The organism is Akkermansia muciniphila ATCC BAA-835 (genome assembly GCF_000020225.1).
GTDB classification, from domain to species: Bacteria; Verrucomicrobiota; Verrucomicrobiia; order Verrucomicrobiales; family Akkermansiaceae; genus Akkermansia; species Akkermansia muciniphila.
This window is the reverse complement of record NC_010655.1, coordinates 2,644,765-2,664,102: the sequence shown is the minus strand read 5'-3', so window position 1 is coordinate 2,664,102 and position 19,338 is coordinate 2,644,765. Positions and strand designations below refer to the sequence as shown.

Here is a 19,338-nt window from a genome sequence, read left to right as displayed (position 1 = left end):
TTATTATCAAATTATTGTTGATGATATTTTTTTCGGCGGGCAGAAAATTTCAGGAGGAAAAGAGAAATGGAAGACCTTTCCCGAATTTACTATATACCCTTTAACGAGAGACGGGAATAGCTACCCGTCCATTTGGTGCAGGGGATTCCGCCCATAAGCAGGAACGGGGCAGAGAGGTAAATAGAAAACTATTTCAGCCTTAACCCGAAAACCCCGGATTTGCGCCCGCTGAGTTCCAGAGTACGCAGGCGTTCCGGGGGCAGGCTGTCGCGGGAAAATTCCGCGTAATGCATGCGGTCCCGGAAGTAATGGACGGCGCTTTGGGAGAGGGCAAAGATGAATTCCATTCCCATTTCCTCCGCTTTTCTTTTGGCAAATTCACATAGTGCGCGGCCATAGCCGCGGCCTTCATGGCGGTGCTTGATGTACAGGCAGCCCAGTTCTGCGCTATGGTGCTCCGGGTAGGGATAAACGGCAACGCAGCCCACGATGCTGTCGTCCAGGGTCAGCACGTAGTAACTGTCTATTCTGGCGGCAATGTCTTCATAGTTCCGGTTGACCAATTTGGAGTCCACTACGGAACGGGCGATCATGGAGAGGAGTTCCGGAATGTCTTCTTCCTTCAGCGGGCGTATTTCCCGGTAGGAGTCCGTGTGGACCATGGTTCCTACGCCTTCTTCAGAGAAGAGTTCCTCCACCAGCACGCCGCGCATTTTTCCGTCCAGCAGATGCACGCGGGGGATTCCCGCCCGGCAGGCTTCCGCTGCCTGGTCAAGCAGTTCGCGGTGGGTTACGTTTCCTGCCAGCTCCGCTACTTCCGATTCCAGAATGGCGGCAATGGGGCGTCCGTCCAGGGACGGAACCTTGTGGTCATTGAGCAGGGCGATGTATTTGGAGGCCCCCAGACTGAAGGCCATATGGACGGATTCCGGGTCAAAGGAGCCGGAACGGCCGGAAGCCACCACGGGAATTTGGTGACGCCCCAGAATTTCCCGGACTCTTTCCCGGACAAGCTGGCCGCCCTTCAATGGCGCTTCCACCAGGGCGGAGCGCATTTCACAGACGCGCGTGTGTTCGTACAGCGCGGAGGCGTCCGCCCCTTCCACAATCAGAACGGGCCTGACGCCTATTTCCTGCAGTACGTCCAAGTCCAGCAGGGCATCCACCAATTCCCCGGAATCCACCAGGGGGCGTTCCACGTGCACGGCAAAGATTTTATCCCTGAAGTACGGAACATACTCCAGCACGGAACGGACATTGGCGGATTTGTTGGGAGGGAGCGTAGCCAAGGCGGACCGGAAGTTTGGGGCCGGGGCAAACGGACATTCCCGTTTCCCCCGGCCTTGTAAGTGATGCGCGGTTTTTTTTAGAATGTGCGGGTATCCGCGGAATCCCGGTTGTCCATGGTTTCCGCAAAGTCCTGGGAGTCCAGAGTGACGGCAATTTCTTCCCCTTCTCCGGGGACCGGCGTTTCTGCCGGCGCCTGGGGGGCTTCTTCCTTGCGGAGCACGACGCTGACCTTGCGCTTGGGCATGACCAGTTTGGGTTCCGCCACGGCTGGTTTGTAACCTTCCCCAATGGTGGTGGCGTCGGAAATGACGGCCGGGGCCTGTTCCGGTTCCGCCTGCCGGGCGGATTGTTGTTCACGTGCCCGGGAGACTTGTTCCCTCAGGGCGGAGAGCAGGTCCGAAGGCATGCCGTCAAAGCCGATTTCCGGCAGGCTGGTTCCGCCTTCCTGGTTTTCGTCGGAAGATTCAAACTGGGGCAGGCTGGCCAGGAAGTCCTCAAAGGCGTCCAGGTTGGTGGTGCTCTTGAAGAGGTTGCTGATGGCTTCGCTCTTGATGCTTTCCATCAGGGTGATGAAGAGATCGTAAGCTTCCGATTTGTATTCCACCAGGGGGTCTTTCTGCCCCTGGGCGCGGAGGCGCACGCCTTCCCGCAGGGAGTCCATGTTGTACAGGTGTTCCTGCCACATTTTGTCAATGGCCCCCAGGATGATCTGGCGTTCCATGTGGTCCAGGTATTCCGGGCGTTCGCGGGAAGCCTTGTCTTCATAAGTGGACTTGACCTTGTCAATGAGGAAGGCAATGGTGTCGTCTATGGGCCGTTCTTCCAGCTTGGCGGCCTCTGCCGTGAGCCCCAGCGGGAAGGAGGCGTTCATCCAGGCGAGCAATTCGTCCGGGTGGGTGACGCCTTCCGCATCCGGGTCCAGGAATTCATGGGCGCGCGTGGCGATTACTTCTTCCAGAATATCGTAAATCATTTCGCGCGGGTTTTCCGTGGAAAGCACTTCATTCCGGTATCCGTAAACGATTTCGCGCTGCTTGTTCATTACGTCGTCATAGTCCAGCACGTGCTTGCGCCACATGTAGTTGCGCTGTTCCACCCGTTTCTGGGCGGATTCCACGGATTTGTTCAGGAAACTGTGTTCCAGCGCTTCACCGTCGGCTACGCCCAGGCGTTCCATCATCTTGGTCATGCGTTCCGCCGCGCCGAAGTTGCGCATCAGGTCGTCTTCAAAGGAGATGAAGAACTGTGAGGCGCCGGGGTCCCCCTGGCGGGAGCAGCGGCCGCGCAGCTGGCGGTCAATGCGGCGGGATTCATGGCGTTCCGTACCCAGGACGAAGAGGCCGCCGAGGTCGGCTACGCCTTCGCCCAGTTTGATGTCCGTGCCGCGGCCCGCCATGTTGGTGGAGACGGTGACGGCTCCGCGCTTGCCGGCCTGCGCCACGATTTCCGCTTCGCGCTGGTGGTTTTTTGCGTTTAGAACTTCATGGGGGATTTTGGCCCTCTTGAGCATGCGGGAGAGCGTTTCGGAGGCGTCCACGCTGGCCGTGCCGATCAGGATGGGCTGGCCTTTGTCGTGAAGTTCCTGGATTTTGTTGACCACCGCATTGAATTTTTCACGGCGGGATTTGAAGATGAGGTCATTCTGATCCTTGCGGATGCAGGGGCGGTTGGTCGGGATGGGAAGAACGTCCAGCTTGTAAATATCATGGAATTCCGCAGCTTCCGTTTCCGCCGTGCCGGTCATGCCCGCCAGTTTTTTGTACAGGCGGAAGTAGTTCTGGATGGTGATGGTCGCGTACGTCTGGTTTTCCCGCTCCACTTCCACGCCTTCCTTGGCTTCCACCGCCTGGTGCAGACCGTCGCTCCAGCGGCGTCCCGGCATTTCACGGCCCGTATTCTGGTCGATGATGATGACCTTGCCTTCCTTGACGACGTATTCCACGTCTTTTTCGTAAATGCAGTAGGCCTTCAGCAGCTGGGAGGTGGTGTGCAGGCGCGCTCCCGTTTCGTCAAGCTGTTTGGTCAGTTCATTTTTGCGGCGCAGTTTGTCTTTTTCCGTCAGGCGCGGATCTTCGTCCATTTCCGCAAAGGCGGTTCCCAAATCCGGCAGCACGAAATCTTCCGGATGGCCGGGAGAGATGACTTCCCGGCCTTTTTCCATCAGGTCGGCGTCGTGGGTTTTTTCATCCACGGTGAAGAACATTTCCTCCTTCAGCTTGTAGAGTTCCTTCTTGCGGGTATCCTGGTAAAGGGTCAGTTCATATTTTTCCACGATGCGGCGCAGCTCGGGATCCTGCATGGCGCGCAGGAAGGCGCGGTGGCGGGGCTGGCCCATTTTTACCTTGAACAGGCAGCGGCCCACTTCTTCCGTGCGGCCTTCTTCCTGGGCTTTCAGGGCCTGGGCCATCAGTTCGTTGCAAAGGTCCGTCTGGGCCTTCACCACGCGCTCAATGGCGGGGCGCAGGGTATCGTACTGCTGTTCCCGGGTGACGACCGCAGGGCCGGAAATGATGAGGGGGGTGCGGGCTTCGTCAATAAGGATGGAGTCCACTTCGTCCACAATGGAGAAGTAGTGCCCGCGCTGCACCTGTTCGGACTTGGAGGTTGCCATGCCGTTGTCGCGCAGGTAGTCGAAGCCGAATTCGGCGTTGGTGCCGTAAGTGATGTCGCAGGCGTATTGCTCCCGGCGGAGTTGGGAGGGCATCATGCTCTGGATGCAGCCGACAGTCAGCCCCAGGAACTGGAAGAGCATGCCCATCCATTCCGAGTCGCGGCGCGCCAGATAATCGTTCACGGTCACCACATGCACACCCATGCCGGTCAGGGCATTCAGGTAAACGGGGAGGGTGGCTACAAGCGTTTTCCCTTCCCCCGTGGCCATTTCCGCAATGTAGCCGCGGTGCAGGGCAATGCCGCCCAGCAGCTGCACGTCAAAGTGGACCATGTCCCAAACCTGTTTTTGACCGCAGATATCGCGTTCTTCCCCGCAGAGCAGGCGGGCGCCGTGTTTGACGGCGGCGAAGGCCTCCGGCAGTATCTGGTTCAGGTAGCGTTCCCGCAGCTTGTCAAACTGGGGCGTAATGTTGTTCCAGGCGGCTTTCCCTTCTTCAATGGAGGCGGGAGTGGCTTCCACCGCAGGGAGGGAAGAGAATTCGCTTTTCAGGGATTCAAAACGGGCGTTCAGTTTGGCGGCTATTTCCTCCAGCTCTTCCCTGGGCGCGGCTTCCACAATGCGCACGGGGGGCAGATCCATGGGGAGGAAGCGATGGAGGTACCCTTGCCATTCCCTCGTTTTCTCAAGCAGGAATTCCTGTCCCTTGCCGTTCCATGATTCTTCAATGGAGACGATTTGTTCCACAATGGGGCGCAGACGGCGCACTTCACGCTGGTTTTTGGTGCCGACAATCTTGGTTAGAATCCACTTAATCATCTTTGTCTTGTTGAAAATTGACGAGGTAGAGTCGCTTTCAGCGGTCTAAGAATCGAAAAATACTAGCGGCTGCCGGGAGAAATGCAAGCACGGCCCTCCATTTGTGCTGATGATGACGTAATAGGAAGGTTGGACCTGGCCGGACTCCTCTGGAAACCCGGATTCATGACAGGCGCTTCTCTTGGAATGATTCCAAATTGATGATATTCTTTCTCCATGAGTCATTGTGAGGATGGGCGCATCCGCATCCGCGGCGCCCGTGAGCATAATTTGCAGAATGTGGATGTGGACATTCCCCTGGGGCGGCTGACGGTGGTGACGGGACCTTCCGGATCGGGGAAAACAAGTCTGGCCATGCACACGCTGTATGCGGAAGGCCAGCGGCGTTATATGGAAACCTTTTCCCCGTACGTGCGCCAGTTCATGGACCGCATGGACAAGCCGGATGTGGACGCCGTAGAGAATATTCTTCCGGCCATCGCCCTGCATCAGCGCAACTCCGTCAGGACATCCCGCTCCACGGTGGGGACCATGACGGGGCTGAATGATTACTGGAAGTTTGTTTTCGCCCGTCTGGCCGTGGGCATTGACCCGGAAACAGGGCGGGAAATCAAGCCGGAAACGCCAGGTACCATTGATGAAAAGTTGCATTCGGAATTCCCTGCCGGAACGGAAGTGATGGTTTGCCTGGAGGTGGCGCGGCCCGAATCCGTGGATCTTCCCTCGTTGAAAAGGAATCTGGTGGCACAGGGGTATTTGCGCGCTTTTGCGCATGGAGAGATCCTCCGGCTGGAGGATGAGGATTGGACGCTGGAGGAAGGAGAACCGCTGCTGGTGGTTCAGGACCGCGTGAGGCTGTCGGAAGACCAGAGGGAACGCAGGCTGGAGGCTCTGGAGACGGCCATGCGCCTGGGCGGCGGCGTGGCCCATGTGATTCCCCGTGTGGACGGCGTCTGGTTGTCCGCTTTGAAATTCCGCGGAGACTGGCATCCGCTGATGGAACCGCGGCCGGGCCTGTTTTCTTTTAATTCCCCGCTGGGGGCGTGCCCGGAATGCCGCGGCTACGGGCGCGTCATCACGATTGACTACAACCGGTGCATCAGGCCGGAACTCAGCGTTCAGGACGGGGCCATCCATATTTTTGAGGGGGACGGAAAAGTATTTTCCGAATGCAAGCGGGACCTGATGCGCGGCTGGCGCAAAAACGCCCGCAAAGTCCGTCTGGATGTGCCGTGGAAGGATTTGAAGCAATGGGAGCGGGACTGGCTGCTGTACGGCGACGGCGATGACCCGGATGAAATGTATGAACAGGGGCTGTGGTACGGCATTGCGGGATTTTTCAAATATCTGGAAAGCCGCACGCATAAGATGCACGTGCGGGTGTACCTGAGCCGTTTCCGCACATATCAGGAATGCCCCTCCTGCCACGGTTTGCGCCTGAGGCCGGAAGCCCTTCAATTCAAGGTGGGCGGCAAAAGCATGCCGGAACTTTCCAGTATGCCCATGGATGAACTGCTGGTCTGGGTGGATAGGTACGTGACGCCGCGGGCGGATGAAGACCCCGGCTTGAAACATGCCGTGGCGGAACTCAGGAGCCGCCTGGAATATCTGAATGAAGTGGGATTGGGCTACCTGACGTCCGACCGCTCCACGCGGTCCCTGTCCGGAGGGGAAATTGAACGCGTGAGCCTGACGACCTGCCTGGGCGCTTCCCTGACGGATACGCTGTTTGTGCTGGATGAACCTACCGTTGGGCTCCATCCCCGCGATACGTCCCGTTTGATTTCCGCCATGAACCGGCTTAAAAAGCGCGGGAATACCCTGGTGGTGGTGGAGCATGAGGAAGCGGTCATGCGTGCCGCGGACTGCCTGGTGGATATGGGACCCGGTTCCGGACGGGAAGGGGGAAGGCTGGTTTATTCCGGGATGCCTGCCCGGATTGGAGAAATTGAGGAATCCCTGACGGGAGCTTTTCTTTCCGGCAGGCGGCGCATCGCGGTGCCCAAAAGGAGGCGAAAGCCGCGCCAGTTTCTGACCGTATCCGGAGCCACGCGCCATAACCTGCGCAAACTGGACGTGAAAGTGCCCCTGGGCCTCTTCACTTGCTTGACAGGCGTCAGCGGGTCCGGGAAAAGCACCCTGGCCCACGATGTTCTTTACCTGAACGCGCTGGTGGAGAAAGGAGCCGTATGCGAGGAGGAACCCGCCCGCGTCAAGTCTATCAAGGGCTGGGAACATCTGGATGAGGTGGTGATGGTGGACCAGAGCCCCATCGTCCGCACCCCGCGCTCCACCCCTGCCGTGTATGCCGGAGTTTTTGAAGAAATACGCTCCCTCTTCGCGGAAACGGAGACGGCCCGCGCGCGCGGCATGAAGCCCGGTTTTTTCTCTTTCAACAGTGGGGACGGCCGGTGTCCGCGCTGCATGGGCATGGGGAGTGAGAAAGTGGAAATGCAGTTTCTTTCCGACATTTTCGTTCAGTGTCCGCTGTGCCACGGCTCCCGGTACGGGAGCGAAGTGCTGAGCGTGTACCGTGACGGCAGGAATATTGCGGACGTGCTCGGCATGACGGTAGCGGCTGCGCTGGAATGCTTCAGCGCGGAAAAAGGGGCCAAAGCCTCCCGCATCGCTTCCAAACTGGGCGTGCTTCAGCGCGTAGGGCTGGGGCACCTGACCCTGGGGCAGCCTCTGAATACCCTTTCCGGCGGGGAAAACCAGCGCCTGAAGCTGGCTAAAATTCTGCTGGACCAGATAGGTTCCGGCGCGAACAGCTCCAAGATGCTGATTCTGGACGAGCCGGGAACGGGGCTTCACTTTGCAGACATTGAAGTTCTGCTGGCCGTGTTTCGGGAACTGGTGGAGCAGGGGCATACCCTGCTGGTCATCGAACACAACCCGGAGTTCATCAAATCCGCGGACTACGTGATTGACCTGGGGCCGGAGGGCGGCGCCGGAGGCGGCCATGTGGTGGCCACGGGTACGCCGGAGGAAATCGTAGCCGCCGGGAAGGGATACACGGGCAAATACCTCAGGGAGGTTCTGGAAGGCAACCCTTCCGTTTACGACCCTGCGGACGCCGCCGTCCCGGAATCCGCAGACATGGATATACCGGAAGGCGTGATGGCCCTGCGGGGAGCGCGCCACCACAACCTGAAAAACGTGGACCTGGACGTGCCTCGCGGAGAAATGACCGTGCTGACCGGGCTTTCCGGCTCCGGGAAGAGCTCCCTGGCTTTTGATATCTTTTTCGCGGAAGGGCAGCGGCGTTTCATGGACGTCATGTCCCCGTACGCCCGGCAATTCACGGAACAGCTGGAAAGTCCGGACATCGACCGCCTGACCGGATTGCCCCCCACGGTGGCTATTGAACAGAACATGTCCCGCGGGGGCACCAAATCCACCGTGGGAACCGTCACGGAAATCTGGCAATTCATGCGTCTGCTGTATGCCAAGCTGGGGCAGGCCTATTGCCCGCAGTGCGGTGTTCCGGTGGGCAAAAGGTCGGAATCGGAAGTGGTGGAGCTGGTGGCGAGGGAACTGAAAAAACATGGCGGACTCGCGTTGCTGGCCCCCCTCGTCAGGGGACGCAAGGGGCATTACGCCGACCTGGCCCGCTGGGCGGAAGGAAAGGGATATGAGGAAATGTGGGTGGACGGCAAACTGGTTCCCCTGAGCGGATTCCAGCCGCTGGACCGCTATTCCAGCCATGACCTGGACCTGGTCGTTGCACGGCCGGAGGCCTCCTGGCCGCCGGAAAAGCTTGCCGGGGCGGTTCATGCCGCGCTGGAGATGGGGGAAGGGTTCCTGCAGGTGCTCCCGCCCGGTTCCGTCCGTCCGGAACTGATGGGCACCAGGCTGGCATGCGCCTCCTGCGGGCAATCTTTCCCGGAACTGGAACCGTACACGTTTTCCTTCAACTCTCCGCGCGGGTGGTGCCCCGTATGCCGCGGGCATGGAATCGTCGGCAGGGGGAAAGTAAAGGAAGACCAGGCGCAATCCCTGCTGGAGGCTGAACTGAAATATGACAGGGAACTGGCGCGGCAGGCGGACGATGACAAGGGAATAACAACCTGCCCTGCCTGCCGGGGCGTGCGGTTGAATGAATTTGCTCGCGCCGTGCGGCTTCAGGGAGTGACTCCCGGTGACATTGCCTCCCTGCCTGCCGTGGCCGCCGCAGAACTGGTCAAAGGGTGGCAATTTGAACGGGAGGAAGCGCTCATTGCCCGTGACGTAGTGGCGGAAATCACGCAGCGCCTCAACTTCCTCCAGCGGGTGGGGCTGGGCTACCTTTCCCTGGACCGGAGCGCCACGACGCTCTCCGGCGGGGAGACCCAGCGCATCCGTCTGGCTTCCCAGCTGGGTTCCCACCTCCGCGGTGTGCTGTACGTGCTGGATGAACCGACCATCGGCCTGCATCCGCGGGACAACGAATTGCTGCTGGGCACGTTGGATGAACTCAAACGCCGGGGCAACACCCTGCTGGTGGTGGAACATGATGAAGATACCATGAGGCGCGCGGACCATATTGTGGACATGGGACCGGGAGCCGGCATTCATGGCGGCAGAATCATGGCCCAGGGCACCTTTGAGGAACTGGCCGCCATGCCGGACTCCGTCACGGGCGCGGCCCTGCACCATAAGCCCAGGCATCCCTACCGCGGGAAAAGGCGCAGGATTCCGTCCCAAAAGGATGAATCCGCGTGGCTGCGCGTGGAGGGCTGCTGCCTGCACAACCTGAAGGGGGTGAACGTTGCCATTCCCAAGGGGAGGCTGACGGTGCTCACCGGCGTATCCGGAGCGGGGAAAACTTCCCTGATGACGGGAACCATCCGTCTGGCTGCGCGCCAGGCCATCGGCGACAAGCTCACGAGGGAGCAGAGAAAATTATGGAAAACCTCTTCCGGCTTTGACTCCATCCGCATGGTGTACGGCGTGGACCAGAACCCCATCGGCAAAACGCCCCGTTCCACCCCGGCCACCTACGTGGGTTTCCTGGACGACATCCGGACCCTGTTCGCGCAGACGGCGGATGCCCGCAGGCTGGGCTTTGACCGCGGCCGTTTCTCCTTCAATACGGGGCAGGGCAACTGTGAATCCTGCAAGGGCACGGGCATGCAAAAGCTGGAAATGGACTTCCTGCCCCCCTGTTATGTGCCGTGCGAGACCTGCCGGGGCAAGCGCTACAACGCCGCCACCCTGACCGTGAGGTACAAGGGGAAGACCATTGCGGACGTGCTCCAGATGGACTTTGCGGAAGCGGCGGAATTTTTTGAAAGCCAGCCCCGCATTTCGGACCCCCTCAAACTGCTGTCGGAAACCGGCCTGGGTTATCTGACGCTGGGGCAGGCCTCCAACACGCTTTCCGGCGGGGAAGCCCAGCGGCTCAAGCTGGTGACGGAACTCATCAAGGGCCGGCGCGTCAGCCGGAACGCCCTGATGAAAGGCAGGGAACTGCCCGGAGACCTGTACCTGATTGAAGAACCCTCCATCGGCCTGCATCCGCGGGATGTGCGGCTGCTCATTGACGTGCTGCACCGTCTGGCGGACCAGGGGAACACCGTCGTTGTCATTGAACATAACACGGAAATCATGGCGGAGGCGGACTACGTCATCGACATGGGCCCCGGACCCGGCGATGCCGGAGGAACCATCGTGGCGGAAGGCACGCCGGAGCAGATAGCCGGGAAAAAATCCCCCACTGCGGAATACATCCGCCGGGAACTGAATGGGGAGTCTTAGGCAGGAGGAAGGATCAATAAGGCACTCAGGGCCGTTCCGGGAATGCCGGGGCGGCCACCGGATTCGCCTGCCTTTTTCTGTTCCGTGAAAACAGGCATGGCTTGCGCCCGGCATAAAAGAAGTTTGGCGGAGAGAGTGGGATTCGAACCCACGGTGGGTTGCCCCACGGCGGTTTTCAAGACCGCTGCATTAAACCGCTCTGCCATCTCTCCATGCAACAAGCGCGGGCACAGGCTACCGTGAAGGAGACGGCTCTGTAAAGTCCTATTCATGTCTTTCCAACATGTTTGCGGGAACAGCCTGTTTTTTCAAACGGGAGGCTTCCGCCTGTTTCCGCGGCATCAGGGCAGGAATTCTCCCGGCAGGAGGCTGATGAGCCGCATGGCGCATTTCCGGGGAGTGTCTGCGGAAGTGTCTATGGAGAAATCATGCGGGAAATGGCGGTGGATGCCTGCGTGCTGGCGCTGGGCATGGGCCGGGGCAGGAGTCCGGTCAGTGCGGCGCCGCTCGCGCTCCAGCAGAACATCCTGGCGGCATTCCACCCTGACCAGGATGCGGGGGATGCCGTCCAGGCGGTTCAGGAGGTCCTGAATCCAGCGGCGGGATTCTCCGATGACGTGGTCCACGATGACCAGGGCGCCTTTCCGGGCCGCCTCGGCAATGGCGGCGTGGAAAGATTCAATGAAGGGCAGGCCGGATTCCCTGACGGCATCCAGGGCGGTTTCATGCTTTCCCCGGCTCATGGCCAGATAATCGTCCATGGAGAAAATCATGGCTGCCTCTTTCAGCAGAAGCTGCAAGTTCCGGGCCAGCGTGCTTTTTCCCGCGCTGGAGGCTCCGTTGAGCAGGATGACGCGCCCGCTTCGCGGCCGGGGCGCTTTTCGGTTTTCCGCGTGGTCTTTCTCTCCCATGGTTTCATGGTTTTCCGGACGGCTCGCGGAGGTGTTCCGGTCACCGTTTCCCGGCCGGCAGGTTCCGTCCCCTTCCGTAAGGCTGGGGGCTTCCTGGCGGGAGAGGCAGGCTGGTTTCCAGAGGATGTCGGACGCGGCGGTCATGGAAGGTTCATGGGCATCATGAATAAAAAGCTCCGTCAGGGCAATCATAAGAATGGCCCTGTGTGGACGGAATCGCTGCTGCCGGTCATGTCTTGCCGGGCAGACGCCGGGAAGGATTTTCTTGCGGAGCGGCTGCGGCGGCATGAATGCCGTCCGTCATGACTCCGTGGGGCATGCTGCGCGCCTTTTCTCGTCAATAACGGGGATGCCTCATTCCTGCCGGAATCCTTCCCGGCCGTCATTTGCTTCTTGCAGCGGACGGGGGAGGCATGAGAGAGTCCGTCATGGCCTCTTCCCCGGATGTAGTAGAATATATTTGTTTCCAGCTCCGGCATGCCGGGGATATTTCCTTCAGAAAAATGTTTGGGGACTACGGATTGTACTGCGGCCGGACATTCTTCGGTTTGGTGTGTGACAACCAGTTGTATGTCAAGATAACGGAGCCGGGTTTGAAGATGTTTCCGCAACAGGAGCAGGGCTGCCCCTATCCCGGCGCCAGGCCGCATTTCCTGGTGACGGAGCTGGACGATGACCGGATCCTTTCCTCCCTTGTCAGGGAGACATGCTCCGTTCTGGCTGTTCCGTCTGTTCTGGAGGGGAAGAAGAAAAAGGCGTCCGGTGAAAAAAGAAGCAGGCGCCCTTAGACGCCTGCCGGCAGGAAATGGCTGCTGGAGAGGAAGGTTATTTTCCGGGAGTTTCCGGAGCGGCCAGGGAGGAGAGGTTCTTCTTCAGGTTGGCGGCGGCGGTTTGCGTGGCTTCGTTGTCGGACTCCGTGAATTTGTCCACGGCCTGCGTCAGGGATTTAAGGTCGGATTCCGATATTTTGCGCCCTTTTGCCTTGCGCTGTTCCAGAGCGGAGATTTTTTTATTGAGGTCGGCCAGTTTTGATAAATCCCTGTTCGCTTTCAGGGCCGCCAGAGGTTCGTCAAATTCCTTGACGGAGGGAACCGCCGTTTTGAGGCGCATGATGGCCGTTACCGCTTCCAGAGGGTCGGACTGGATCCGGGCCTGCACGATTTCCTTGGTATTTTCCAACCATGCGTCAAAAGCTTCACATACGGCCTGCGCTTCCTCGTCATTCGTTTTTTTCCTCAGAGGTGTGATTTTGGATTCGATGTTGCTGCCGGTGGAAACGACCGTTTTGGCCAGCGATTTGTATTTGTTCAGTTCCACTCCTTCCAGAATAGGAAGGCCGCGTTCCATCTTCATCACTTCCTTTTTTACCAGGTCATAGAGCTGGGGAGGATAGCCCTTGGCCACGACTTTTCCGTTGGCTCCAATCAGAACGGCATGAGGCAATCCGCCCGGGCAGGGAGCCTCCGGAATGCTCAGACTCTGATAGATGGGGAAAGTGATCTTCTTTTCTTCCAGAAACTGTTTGACCCTGGGGGACGGGAGCTGGCTGTGGCTGCCTATGACAGTAAAGCCCTTGGACTGGAATTTTTCCTGCAATTCCTGCAGATGCGGCATGCTGGCGATGCAGGGCGGGCAGTTGATGCCCCAGTATTCAAAAAACACCACTTTCCCTTTCAGGTCGGAAGTTTTGAGTTTCGGCCCGTGGATATGGCTGCCGTCGTTGAAGGCTGGATAGGTGACTTTGGGGCCATTGGCGCTTTCCGCCGTCTGAGCGGAGGCGGGAACCGCCATGGCGGCGATGATACCGGATAAAATAAAGGCAGGAAAGGCGTTCATGGAACGGATGATGAAGAATTCAGCATTGAGTGTCAAGGAGGAAGCGGAATTTTCAACTGGAGTTTCCTAAGGGTTCAACGGCCCGCATGCGCCGGGGATGGGGGGCGGGGCACTCCCTGCCCTGGGAAGATTTGGCTGTTTTTTCCCTGAGGGAGAGGCGTTTCAGGCTATATCCAGTCCCATGATGTAGTCCGTCATGTAGTAACCGTGGCCGATGTGGAAATCCCCGCGTTCCAGGGTCCGCATGCCCATGCGCTGGTAGAATTCCACCGCCCGGGTGTTATCGCGGTTCACGTTCAGGCGCATCAGGCACGGTTCCGGGTGGATGCTTCTGATGTAGCTGATGGCGTGGCGGAACAGAAAGCTTCCTATATGCAGGCCCTGGAAGCCGGGCAGAACGTAGATTTTCTGCAAATGGAAGACGCCGGGGCCTTCCGGCTGGACGGACAGGTAGCCGCAGTCCTTTCCCTCATGGGAGGCGATGAAGTACACGTGCCCCTCCTCCATCTGTTTTTCCAGGTTGGCGGGGGAATACATCCAGTCCATCATGAAATCTATCTGCTCTCTGGAAAGGAGGTCCCGGTATGTGGCCGGAAAAGCCTGGCAGGCCAGTTCATGGATCAGCGTGATGTCGTCCTTGGCGGCTTGGCGGAGAGTCGGCATGGCAGAAATATTACACGGAAAAGCGCCGGATGAAAAGGGCCTCTTCCCCATTTCCGGCGGAATTTTCCGGCATGGCCTATTTTCCCCTACCTATTCCGGCGGAGACATCCTATGCTGAATGCCGCCGTTTTCTGACAGCCTCCCGGGAAATGCTGTTTTTATGGCGAACCCTGCATGTCCAGTCATGAAAGAACCCATTCCCATACAACAATGGCTTCCCGCGGGGCCTCTGAGGGACATGGGTGAAAAATACGTAAGCCAGCTTCCGGACGTGGCGCAAAATCCCATCGGTCCGGAATCCCTCATGCACCAGTCGGACCATTCCTGGTCGGAATACCTGGTAGCCTATTCCCTCCTGTACCCGGGGGTAGTCATCATCCTGGCCCTGCTGGGGGGGCTGGGGCTTGGGGCTTTCTTCATTTTTTGCCGCCGCCGGGAATATTCCCACCGTATTTTCTGTTCCAAATGCGGCTCCATGATGTACCCGTGCGGGCTGCACTGCCCGGAGTGCGGCACGTCCAATCCGTCCCCCCGTGCCCTGAACTGGATAGGATATTCCAGGCTGCGCACTGTGGTTCCTCCCTCCGGATGGAAAAGGCATGAGGAAGTTCTCCGCAGTTACCGGCGGTGTTTTTACTGCGGGCAGCCTCTCCGTGAGCCCTCTCTTGACCAGCGTTGCCCCGCCTGCGGCAAGGCGGTGCTCCAGGGTGAGCAGTCCGTGGACCGGTATGATGCGTATATTGGCCGCCGCAGGGGGTGGACCTTCGCTGCCGTGGTCGTGCTGGGGGTGGTTCCCATTTTGGGGCCGCTGCTGGCTTCCTCCCTGTACAGGAGAACGCTCATCAACCCGTATTCCCTGTACATGACCGTGTACCGGGAAAGCTTCCTGATGGTGGTTCTTTTTCTGTGCCGTCATTTGTTTCGCCTGCTGCCGTTCATCGGCATCATCGGCATGCCCGTCCTTTGCGTGACGGAATACCACCTGTACCGGCGCATGTTCCTGTGGAAGGCGGAGAAATATGATTTCAGGGGGGAATGAAGCAGGAGACCCTCTTCCGGTAATGCCTGTCCGGCACCTGCGCGGAAAATCATGGGGTGCGGGGCTGTTGGGGCTTCCGGGCAGCGTATCGTTTCCGGCAGCCCGCTTTATGGCGCGCGGCGGCAGATCCGTTGTGAAGCGTGCGCCGGATCAGCCATGAAAAGCGTGCCGCCGCGCCGGAGGCAGGAAATGGGGATAAAGGATGGCCGGCTCCTTGATTGACGCGCAGCAGGGGATGCTGAGTTGATGGAGAGATGTTTTTAATGAATGTTTTACGTCTTATTGTATCAAGTATGACAAGGAATTGTTTTTTTCTTATGGACTAAACTTACCTGGTACAGTATGTAGGCAGTGTTCCCCGGAGGGGGGGCGGGATGATTCCCAAACCCCCGCATGCGGAGGAACAAAAACTGTAATATAAATAAAATGAAAATGAAAAGAAAACTGGCATTGGTTCTGGCGAAGGCTTTCTCCGGAAAGTCCGTGCCGGAAAAGAAACGGGAAAGGGAGGCCAGAGCCTCCAAAAAACTGGAAGCGTGGCTGAAGGCTTCCAGAATGCGCTCCTTTTAAGGAAGCGCCCGTTGAAGGGAAGGGGGGATTCGGGCGCCGGGCGTCCGGTTCGCCGGCTGGGACAGGGATGTTATCTCCGTCCTGTTGTTTTTACCGGAAAAGGTATGTCTTGATGACAGTTGCGCCTTGACTACGGCGGTGGAATGTCCGTTCATCTGGGCAGACATGACCATACCCGGAATTCTTGAAGAAAAGTTGTCCTCCGCATTAAAGGCGGTGTTGGGGGAGGAGCTTCCCGCTGATTTTCGCGCCTCGGTGACGCCCTCCGCGGATTTGCGGTTCGGGGATTACCAGAGCAACGCCGCCATGGTGCTTGCCAAGCGGTGCCGCACGAATCCCCGCGCGCTCGCCCAGCAGGTGGCGGACCGGATAGGGCAGGATGCCGTGTGCTCCCTGGAAATTGCCGGGCCCGGATTCATCAATTTCCGCATCAGGCCGGAATTTTACGCAGCGCGCCTGCTGGCCATGCTGGCGGATGACCGGCTGGGGGTGGAAAAAGTGCAGGCCCCCAAAACCATTGTCATTGACTTTTCCGCTCCCAACGTCGCCAAGCCGATGCATGTGGGCCACATCCGCTCCACCATTATTGGTGACGCCCTTTCCCGCGTGGCCCGTTTTGTGGGGCACCATGTGATTACGGACAACCACATCGGGGACTGGGGTACCCAGTTCGGCATGATCCTGTGGGGCTGGAAGAATATTCTGGATGAGCAGGCCCTGGCCGCCAACCCTATTGACGAGCTGCTGCGGGTGTACAAGGATGTGAACCTGATGTGCAAGGAAAAGCCGGAACTGCTGGATACCTGCAAGGCGGAACTGGTGAAGCTCCAGGCCGGGGACGGGGAAAACCTGGCCATCTGGAAACGCTGCGTGGAAGTTTCCAAATCCGGCCTTTCCAAAATTTACGACCAGCTTGACATCCATTTTGATTACTGGCTGGGGGAAAGCTTTTACAATGATGCCCTGGCCCCGCTGGTGGACGGCATGATCGCCGCCGGAATGGCCCGGGAGAGCGACGGGGCCATCTGCGTGTTTTCCGACGGTTCCGTGCCGCCCAATGAAGACCCCTTCCTCGTGCAGGACAAGGGGGAATGGCGCGCCAACCCCTGCATCATCAGGAAAGCGGACGGAGGCTTCCTGTACGCCACCACGGACCTCGCGACGCTGGACCACCGCATCAGGACGTGGGGCGCGGATTCCATCTGGTACGTGGTGGGCGCCCCTCAGGCCCTGCATTTCAGGCAGATTTTCTCCACGCAGCGCCGCCGCGGCATGGACGGGGACTACCGGCACATTGCGTTCGGCTCCATTCTGGGTGACGACCGCAAGCCGTTTAAGACGCGTTCCGGGGATACGGTTTCCCTCCAGGATGTGCTGGATGAAGCCATTGAACGCGCGGCCCGCGTGGTGGAGGAGAAGAGCCCGGACATGCCGGATGAGGAAAAGAAGCGCGTGGCGGAAGTTGTGGGCATAGGCGCCGTGAAGTTTGCGGAGCTGTCCCAGAACCGCATGACGGATTACGTTTTCAACTGGGACAAGATGCTGGCTCTTCAGGGAGATACGGCGCCGTACCTCCAGAACTCCTACGTGCGCGTCCGCTCCATCTTCCGCAAGCTGGACGGCGGGCCTTTGGACTGGTCCGCCCCCATTCAGCTTTCAGAAGATGCGGAAATCCATCTGGCCCGGCTTCTGGCCCGCTACGGGGAAGTGGTGCCGCAGGTGCTGGACGACTGCCGTCCGAACGTGCTGGCCGCCTACCTGTTTGACCTGGCCAGGGCTTTCCATTCCTTCTATGAGGCGTGCCCGGTCCTGAAGTCGGAGGGGCCGGTGCGGCACTCCCGCCTGGCCCTGTGCGAGCTGACCGCACGCACGCTGAAGCACGGGCTGGGCCTGCTGGGCATCCAGCTTCCGGACAGGATGTAACCGTTTCTTCCGTATGGACGCCTCTTTCCTCCATGTCCTGCTGGCCGCCGCCGTGGCGGGGTGTTCTTCCGCCGCCGCGGACGGGGCACACGGGTATTGGATGAACAGCCCGTCTCTGAACGGCTGGCGGGAAGCCGTCTTCCGCGCCGGCGTTCCGGCGCAGCCTGCCGTGCTGCCGCCCGGCGTGGAGCCGATGATGGTGGGTTCCTCATCTCCCGCCGCGCAAATGCTGGTGCTGGAGGGAATGACGAATCTGCTCACGTTCGGGGACATGAGGGCTTTCCTTAAATTTGACGCCGCTCTCCGTCTGGACCCGGACTGCCTCATGGCCCACTGGGGCAGGTGCATGAGCCTGATGGGCGCGGGGCCCGCCTTCCAGGACCAGCGCGTCCATTCCATGAAGCGCATGAAAGATCTGGCGCTGCGCCCGGACTGCCCGGAACGGGAACGCGCTTATGCGGATGCCCTGGCCGTGCTGCTGATGGATGGCCCCGTGAAGGCGCGGGAAGCGTGGAAAACCATCTGTTCCACCTGGAAGCGCGACCCATACGCCCCCCTCTTTTACGCCATGCTCCTCCGGGACGGCTTTGACGGGCAGGGCAACCCCGGAGAAGGGCAGAAGGAGGCCGTCCGCGTGGTGGAAGACGTCCTGAAAGAACGCCCCGGCTCCCAGGCCGCCCTGTTCATGCGCGCCCTGCTGGAAGAGGTGGCGCCATCCATTTCTCCGGCAACGGTGGAAACCGCCCGCAGGGCCGTGTCCGCCAACCCCTTTTCCGCATCCGCCCATCATTTACTGGGCCATTGCCTGTTCCGCACGGGAGATTATGAAGGGGCATCCGCCGCGTTCAAGGAGTCTGAAAATCTGTGCCTGGCCTGGGAGAAGGCGGAAAACGTGTCTCCCGCGCTTGATGACGCCTACTTCCGTTCCATCCTTTACCGTGCCGTTTCCGAATTCTGCGCCGGCCGTTACAAAAGGGCGGAAGCCATCGCCTCCAGAGCCGCTTCCGTTCCCCTGGACAAAAAGCATCCGCTGGCTCCCGGAACCCTCCTTCAGCTGTGGGAGGCCAGGACGCTGCCTGCGCGCCTGATGCTGGCCCGGCCCGGCCTTCCCCGGCAGGCCCTTGTGCTCAAGGCTTTTCCGGGTCCTCTCCCCAAAGGGTTTCCGGATTTGAGCAACGGCATGACCGCAGTGGCCTCCCAATACATGGGCGCATGCTACGCCGCAAGGCAGGGCAGAACGGACGCCGTGGCGTCCGCCTTTGACAAGATGTCCGGCATTCTGCGGCTGCTGATGGACGGCGCGGACGCCGCCCGGAGGCAGATGAGCGTCTCCTACTGGGCGCGCTGCCTCCAGGCGGGTAGCCTGTATTCTTCTGAAATCCGCTCCCTCATGTTCCCGGATTCCGCCAATGTCTGGATGTCCGAGGCCATACGGAGTCAGCGTTTTTCCTCCCTGCTCCTGCCTCCCGTAGTGCCATACCCTGCGGAATGGGTGCTGGCCCGCGCCTACCTGAAGGCCGGAAAATTCCGGGAATGCGCGGATATGTGCGAACAGGCACTGAAACGCTTCCCGAACCATGCCGGAGTGCTGGAGACCCTGGACAAGGCCCGTTCTTCCGGAAAATAATTAGGAATAAACGTGGGGGGGTGCGGTTTTGATGCCCGGTTTCCTCATGGATGGATTGGAGATGGCATTCCCCCTCATCACGATGGAACATGACGTCCAATCCCGGGACAGGAAGCTTGTTCATCTTGAAAAATAAGCCTGCGGTGATAAAAAAGGGGCGTGAAGCCGTGCCCGGAAGGTTGCGGGTTCCTTCTCCGCCGCTATGAAGATGTTCGGTCCGCATGCCCCGGAGGCCGGATCTGCCGTAGCATTCATCAAGATGCTCAGCAGGTTGCGGCTGTTCCGCCGGATGTTCCTTAAACATGGTAAG

11 protein-coding genes and 1 tRNA gene are annotated in these 19,338 nt (G+C 59.4%); 6 read left to right on the top strand and 6 right to left on the bottom strand.

Features of this window, described 5'->3' with window-relative positions:
• Positions 1 to 188: 188 nt before the first annotated feature.
• The gene (locus tag AMUC_RS11610) at positions 189 to 1,289 is read right to left on the bottom strand and encodes a GNAT family N-acetyltransferase (protein ID WP_031931592.1); all 1,101 of its coding nucleotides are present in this window, start codon (positions 1,287 to 1,289) and stop codon (positions 189 to 191) included.
• A 77-nt stretch (positions 1,290 to 1,366) separates the two neighbouring features.
• Positions 1,367 to 4,720, bottom strand: a complete 3,354-nt coding sequence (gene secA, locus AMUC_RS11605; protein ID WP_012421198.1) for a preprotein translocase subunit SecA — start codon at positions 4,718 to 4,720, stop codon at positions 1,367 to 1,369.
• Positions 4,721 to 4,936: 216 nt separating this feature from the next.
• Between secA and uvrA the strand changes: the two genes are divergently transcribed.
• Positions 4,937 to 10,459: an excinuclease ABC subunit UvrA gene (uvrA, locus tag AMUC_RS11600; protein ID WP_012421197.1), complete on the top strand. Its 5,523-nt coding sequence runs from the start codon at positions 4,937 to 4,939 to the stop codon at positions 10,457 to 10,459.
• A gap of 124 nt (positions 10,460 to 10,583) precedes the next feature.
• Here the strand turns inward: uvrA and AMUC_RS11595 are convergent.
• Together AMUC_RS11595 and AMUC_RS12255 are read right to left on the bottom strand one after the other, a co-directional pair.
• A tRNA-Ser gene (locus AMUC_RS11595) sits at positions 10,584 to 10,671 on the bottom strand.
• Between the two features lie 129 nt (positions 10,672 to 10,800).
• The gene (locus tag AMUC_RS12255) at positions 10,801 to 11,562 is read right to left on the bottom strand and encodes a chloramphenicol phosphotransferase CPT family protein (protein ID WP_012421196.1); all 762 of its coding nucleotides are present in this window, start codon (positions 11,560 to 11,562) and stop codon (positions 10,801 to 10,803) included.
• A gap of 221 nt (positions 11,563 to 11,783) precedes the next feature.
• Between AMUC_RS12255 and AMUC_RS11585 the strand changes: the two genes are divergently transcribed.
• Complete coding sequence (locus AMUC_RS11585) at positions 11,784 to 12,158, top strand: TfoX/Sxy family protein (RefSeq protein ID WP_012421195.1); 375 nt, start codon at positions 11,784 to 11,786, stop codon at positions 12,156 to 12,158.
• A gap of 37 nt (positions 12,159 to 12,195) precedes the next feature.
• Here AMUC_RS11585 and AMUC_RS11580 read toward each other — a convergent pair whose 3' ends face one another.
• The gene (locus AMUC_RS11580) at positions 12,196 to 13,206 is read right to left on the bottom strand and encodes a TlpA disulfide reductase family protein (protein WP_012421194.1); all 1,011 of its coding nucleotides are present in this window, start codon (positions 13,204 to 13,206) and stop codon (positions 12,196 to 12,198) included.
• Positions 13,207 to 13,368: 162 nt separating this feature from the next.
• Entirely contained in the window at positions 13,369 to 13,869 is a 501-nt protein-coding gene (locus AMUC_RS11575) for a GNAT family N-acetyltransferase (RefSeq protein ID WP_012421193.1), read from the bottom strand.
• 184 nt (positions 13,870 to 14,053) lie between these two features.
• Between AMUC_RS11575 and AMUC_RS11570 the strand changes: the two genes are divergently transcribed.
• From AMUC_RS11570 to AMUC_RS11560, 4 genes are all read left to right on the top strand, one after another.
• A complete protein-coding gene (locus AMUC_RS11570) occupies positions 14,054 to 14,908 on the top strand; it encodes a hypothetical protein (protein ID WP_012421192.1) in 855 nt (284 codons plus the stop codon).
• Between the two features lie 432 nt (positions 14,909 to 15,340).
• Complete coding sequence (locus AMUC_RS12745; protein ID WP_153950655.1) at positions 15,341 to 15,478, top strand: hypothetical protein; 138 nt, start codon at positions 15,341 to 15,343, stop codon at positions 15,476 to 15,478.
• A 165-nt stretch (positions 15,479 to 15,643) separates the two neighbouring features.
• Positions 15,644 to 17,401: an arginine--tRNA ligase gene (gene argS, locus AMUC_RS11565; RefSeq protein ID WP_012421190.1), complete on the top strand. Its 1,758-nt coding sequence runs from the start codon at positions 15,644 to 15,646 to the stop codon at positions 17,399 to 17,401.
• A gap of 13 nt (positions 17,402 to 17,414) precedes the next feature.
• On the top strand, positions 17,415 to 19,028 hold the full coding sequence (locus tag AMUC_RS11560) for a tetratricopeptide repeat protein (RefSeq protein ID WP_012421189.1): 1,614 nt from the start codon (positions 17,415 to 17,417) through the stop codon (positions 19,026 to 19,028).
• Positions 19,029 to 19,338: the final 310 nt, after the last annotated feature.

Bases quoted from the DNA above. Each gene is read 5' to 3' on its own strand.
- secA (WP_012421198.1), bottom strand. From the start codon at position 4,720: ATGATTAAGTGGATTCTAACCAAGATTGTCGGCACCAAAAACCAGCGT.
- uvrA (WP_012421197.1), top strand. From the start codon at position 4,937: ATGAGTCATTGTGAGGATGGGCGCATCCGCATCCGCGGCGCCCGTGAG.
- AMUC_RS12255 (WP_012421196.1), bottom strand. From the start codon at position 11,562: ATGATTGCCCTGACGGAGCTTTTTATTCATGATGCCCATGAACCTTCC.
- AMUC_RS11585 (WP_012421195.1), top strand. From the start codon at position 11,784: ATGAGAGAGTCCGTCATGGCCTCTTCCCCGGATGTAGTAGAATATATT.
- AMUC_RS11580 (WP_012421194.1), bottom strand. From the start codon at position 13,206: ATGAACGCCTTTCCTGCCTTTATTTTATCCGGTATCATCGCCGCCATG.
- AMUC_RS11575 (WP_012421193.1), bottom strand. From the start codon at position 13,869: ATGCCGACTCTCCGCCAAGCCGCCAAGGACGACATCACGCTGATCCAT.
- AMUC_RS11570 (WP_012421192.1), top strand. From the start codon at position 14,054: ATGAAAGAACCCATTCCCATACAACAATGGCTTCCCGCGGGGCCTCTG.
- AMUC_RS12745 (WP_153950655.1), top strand. From the start codon at position 15,341: ATGAAAAGAAAACTGGCATTGGTTCTGGCGAAGGCTTTCTCCGGAAAG.
- argS (WP_012421190.1), top strand. From the start codon at position 15,644: ATGACCATACCCGGAATTCTTGAAGAAAAGTTGTCCTCCGCATTAAAG.
- AMUC_RS11560 (WP_012421189.1), top strand. From the start codon at position 17,415: ATGGACGCCTCTTTCCTCCATGTCCTGCTGGCCGCCGCCGTGGCGGGG.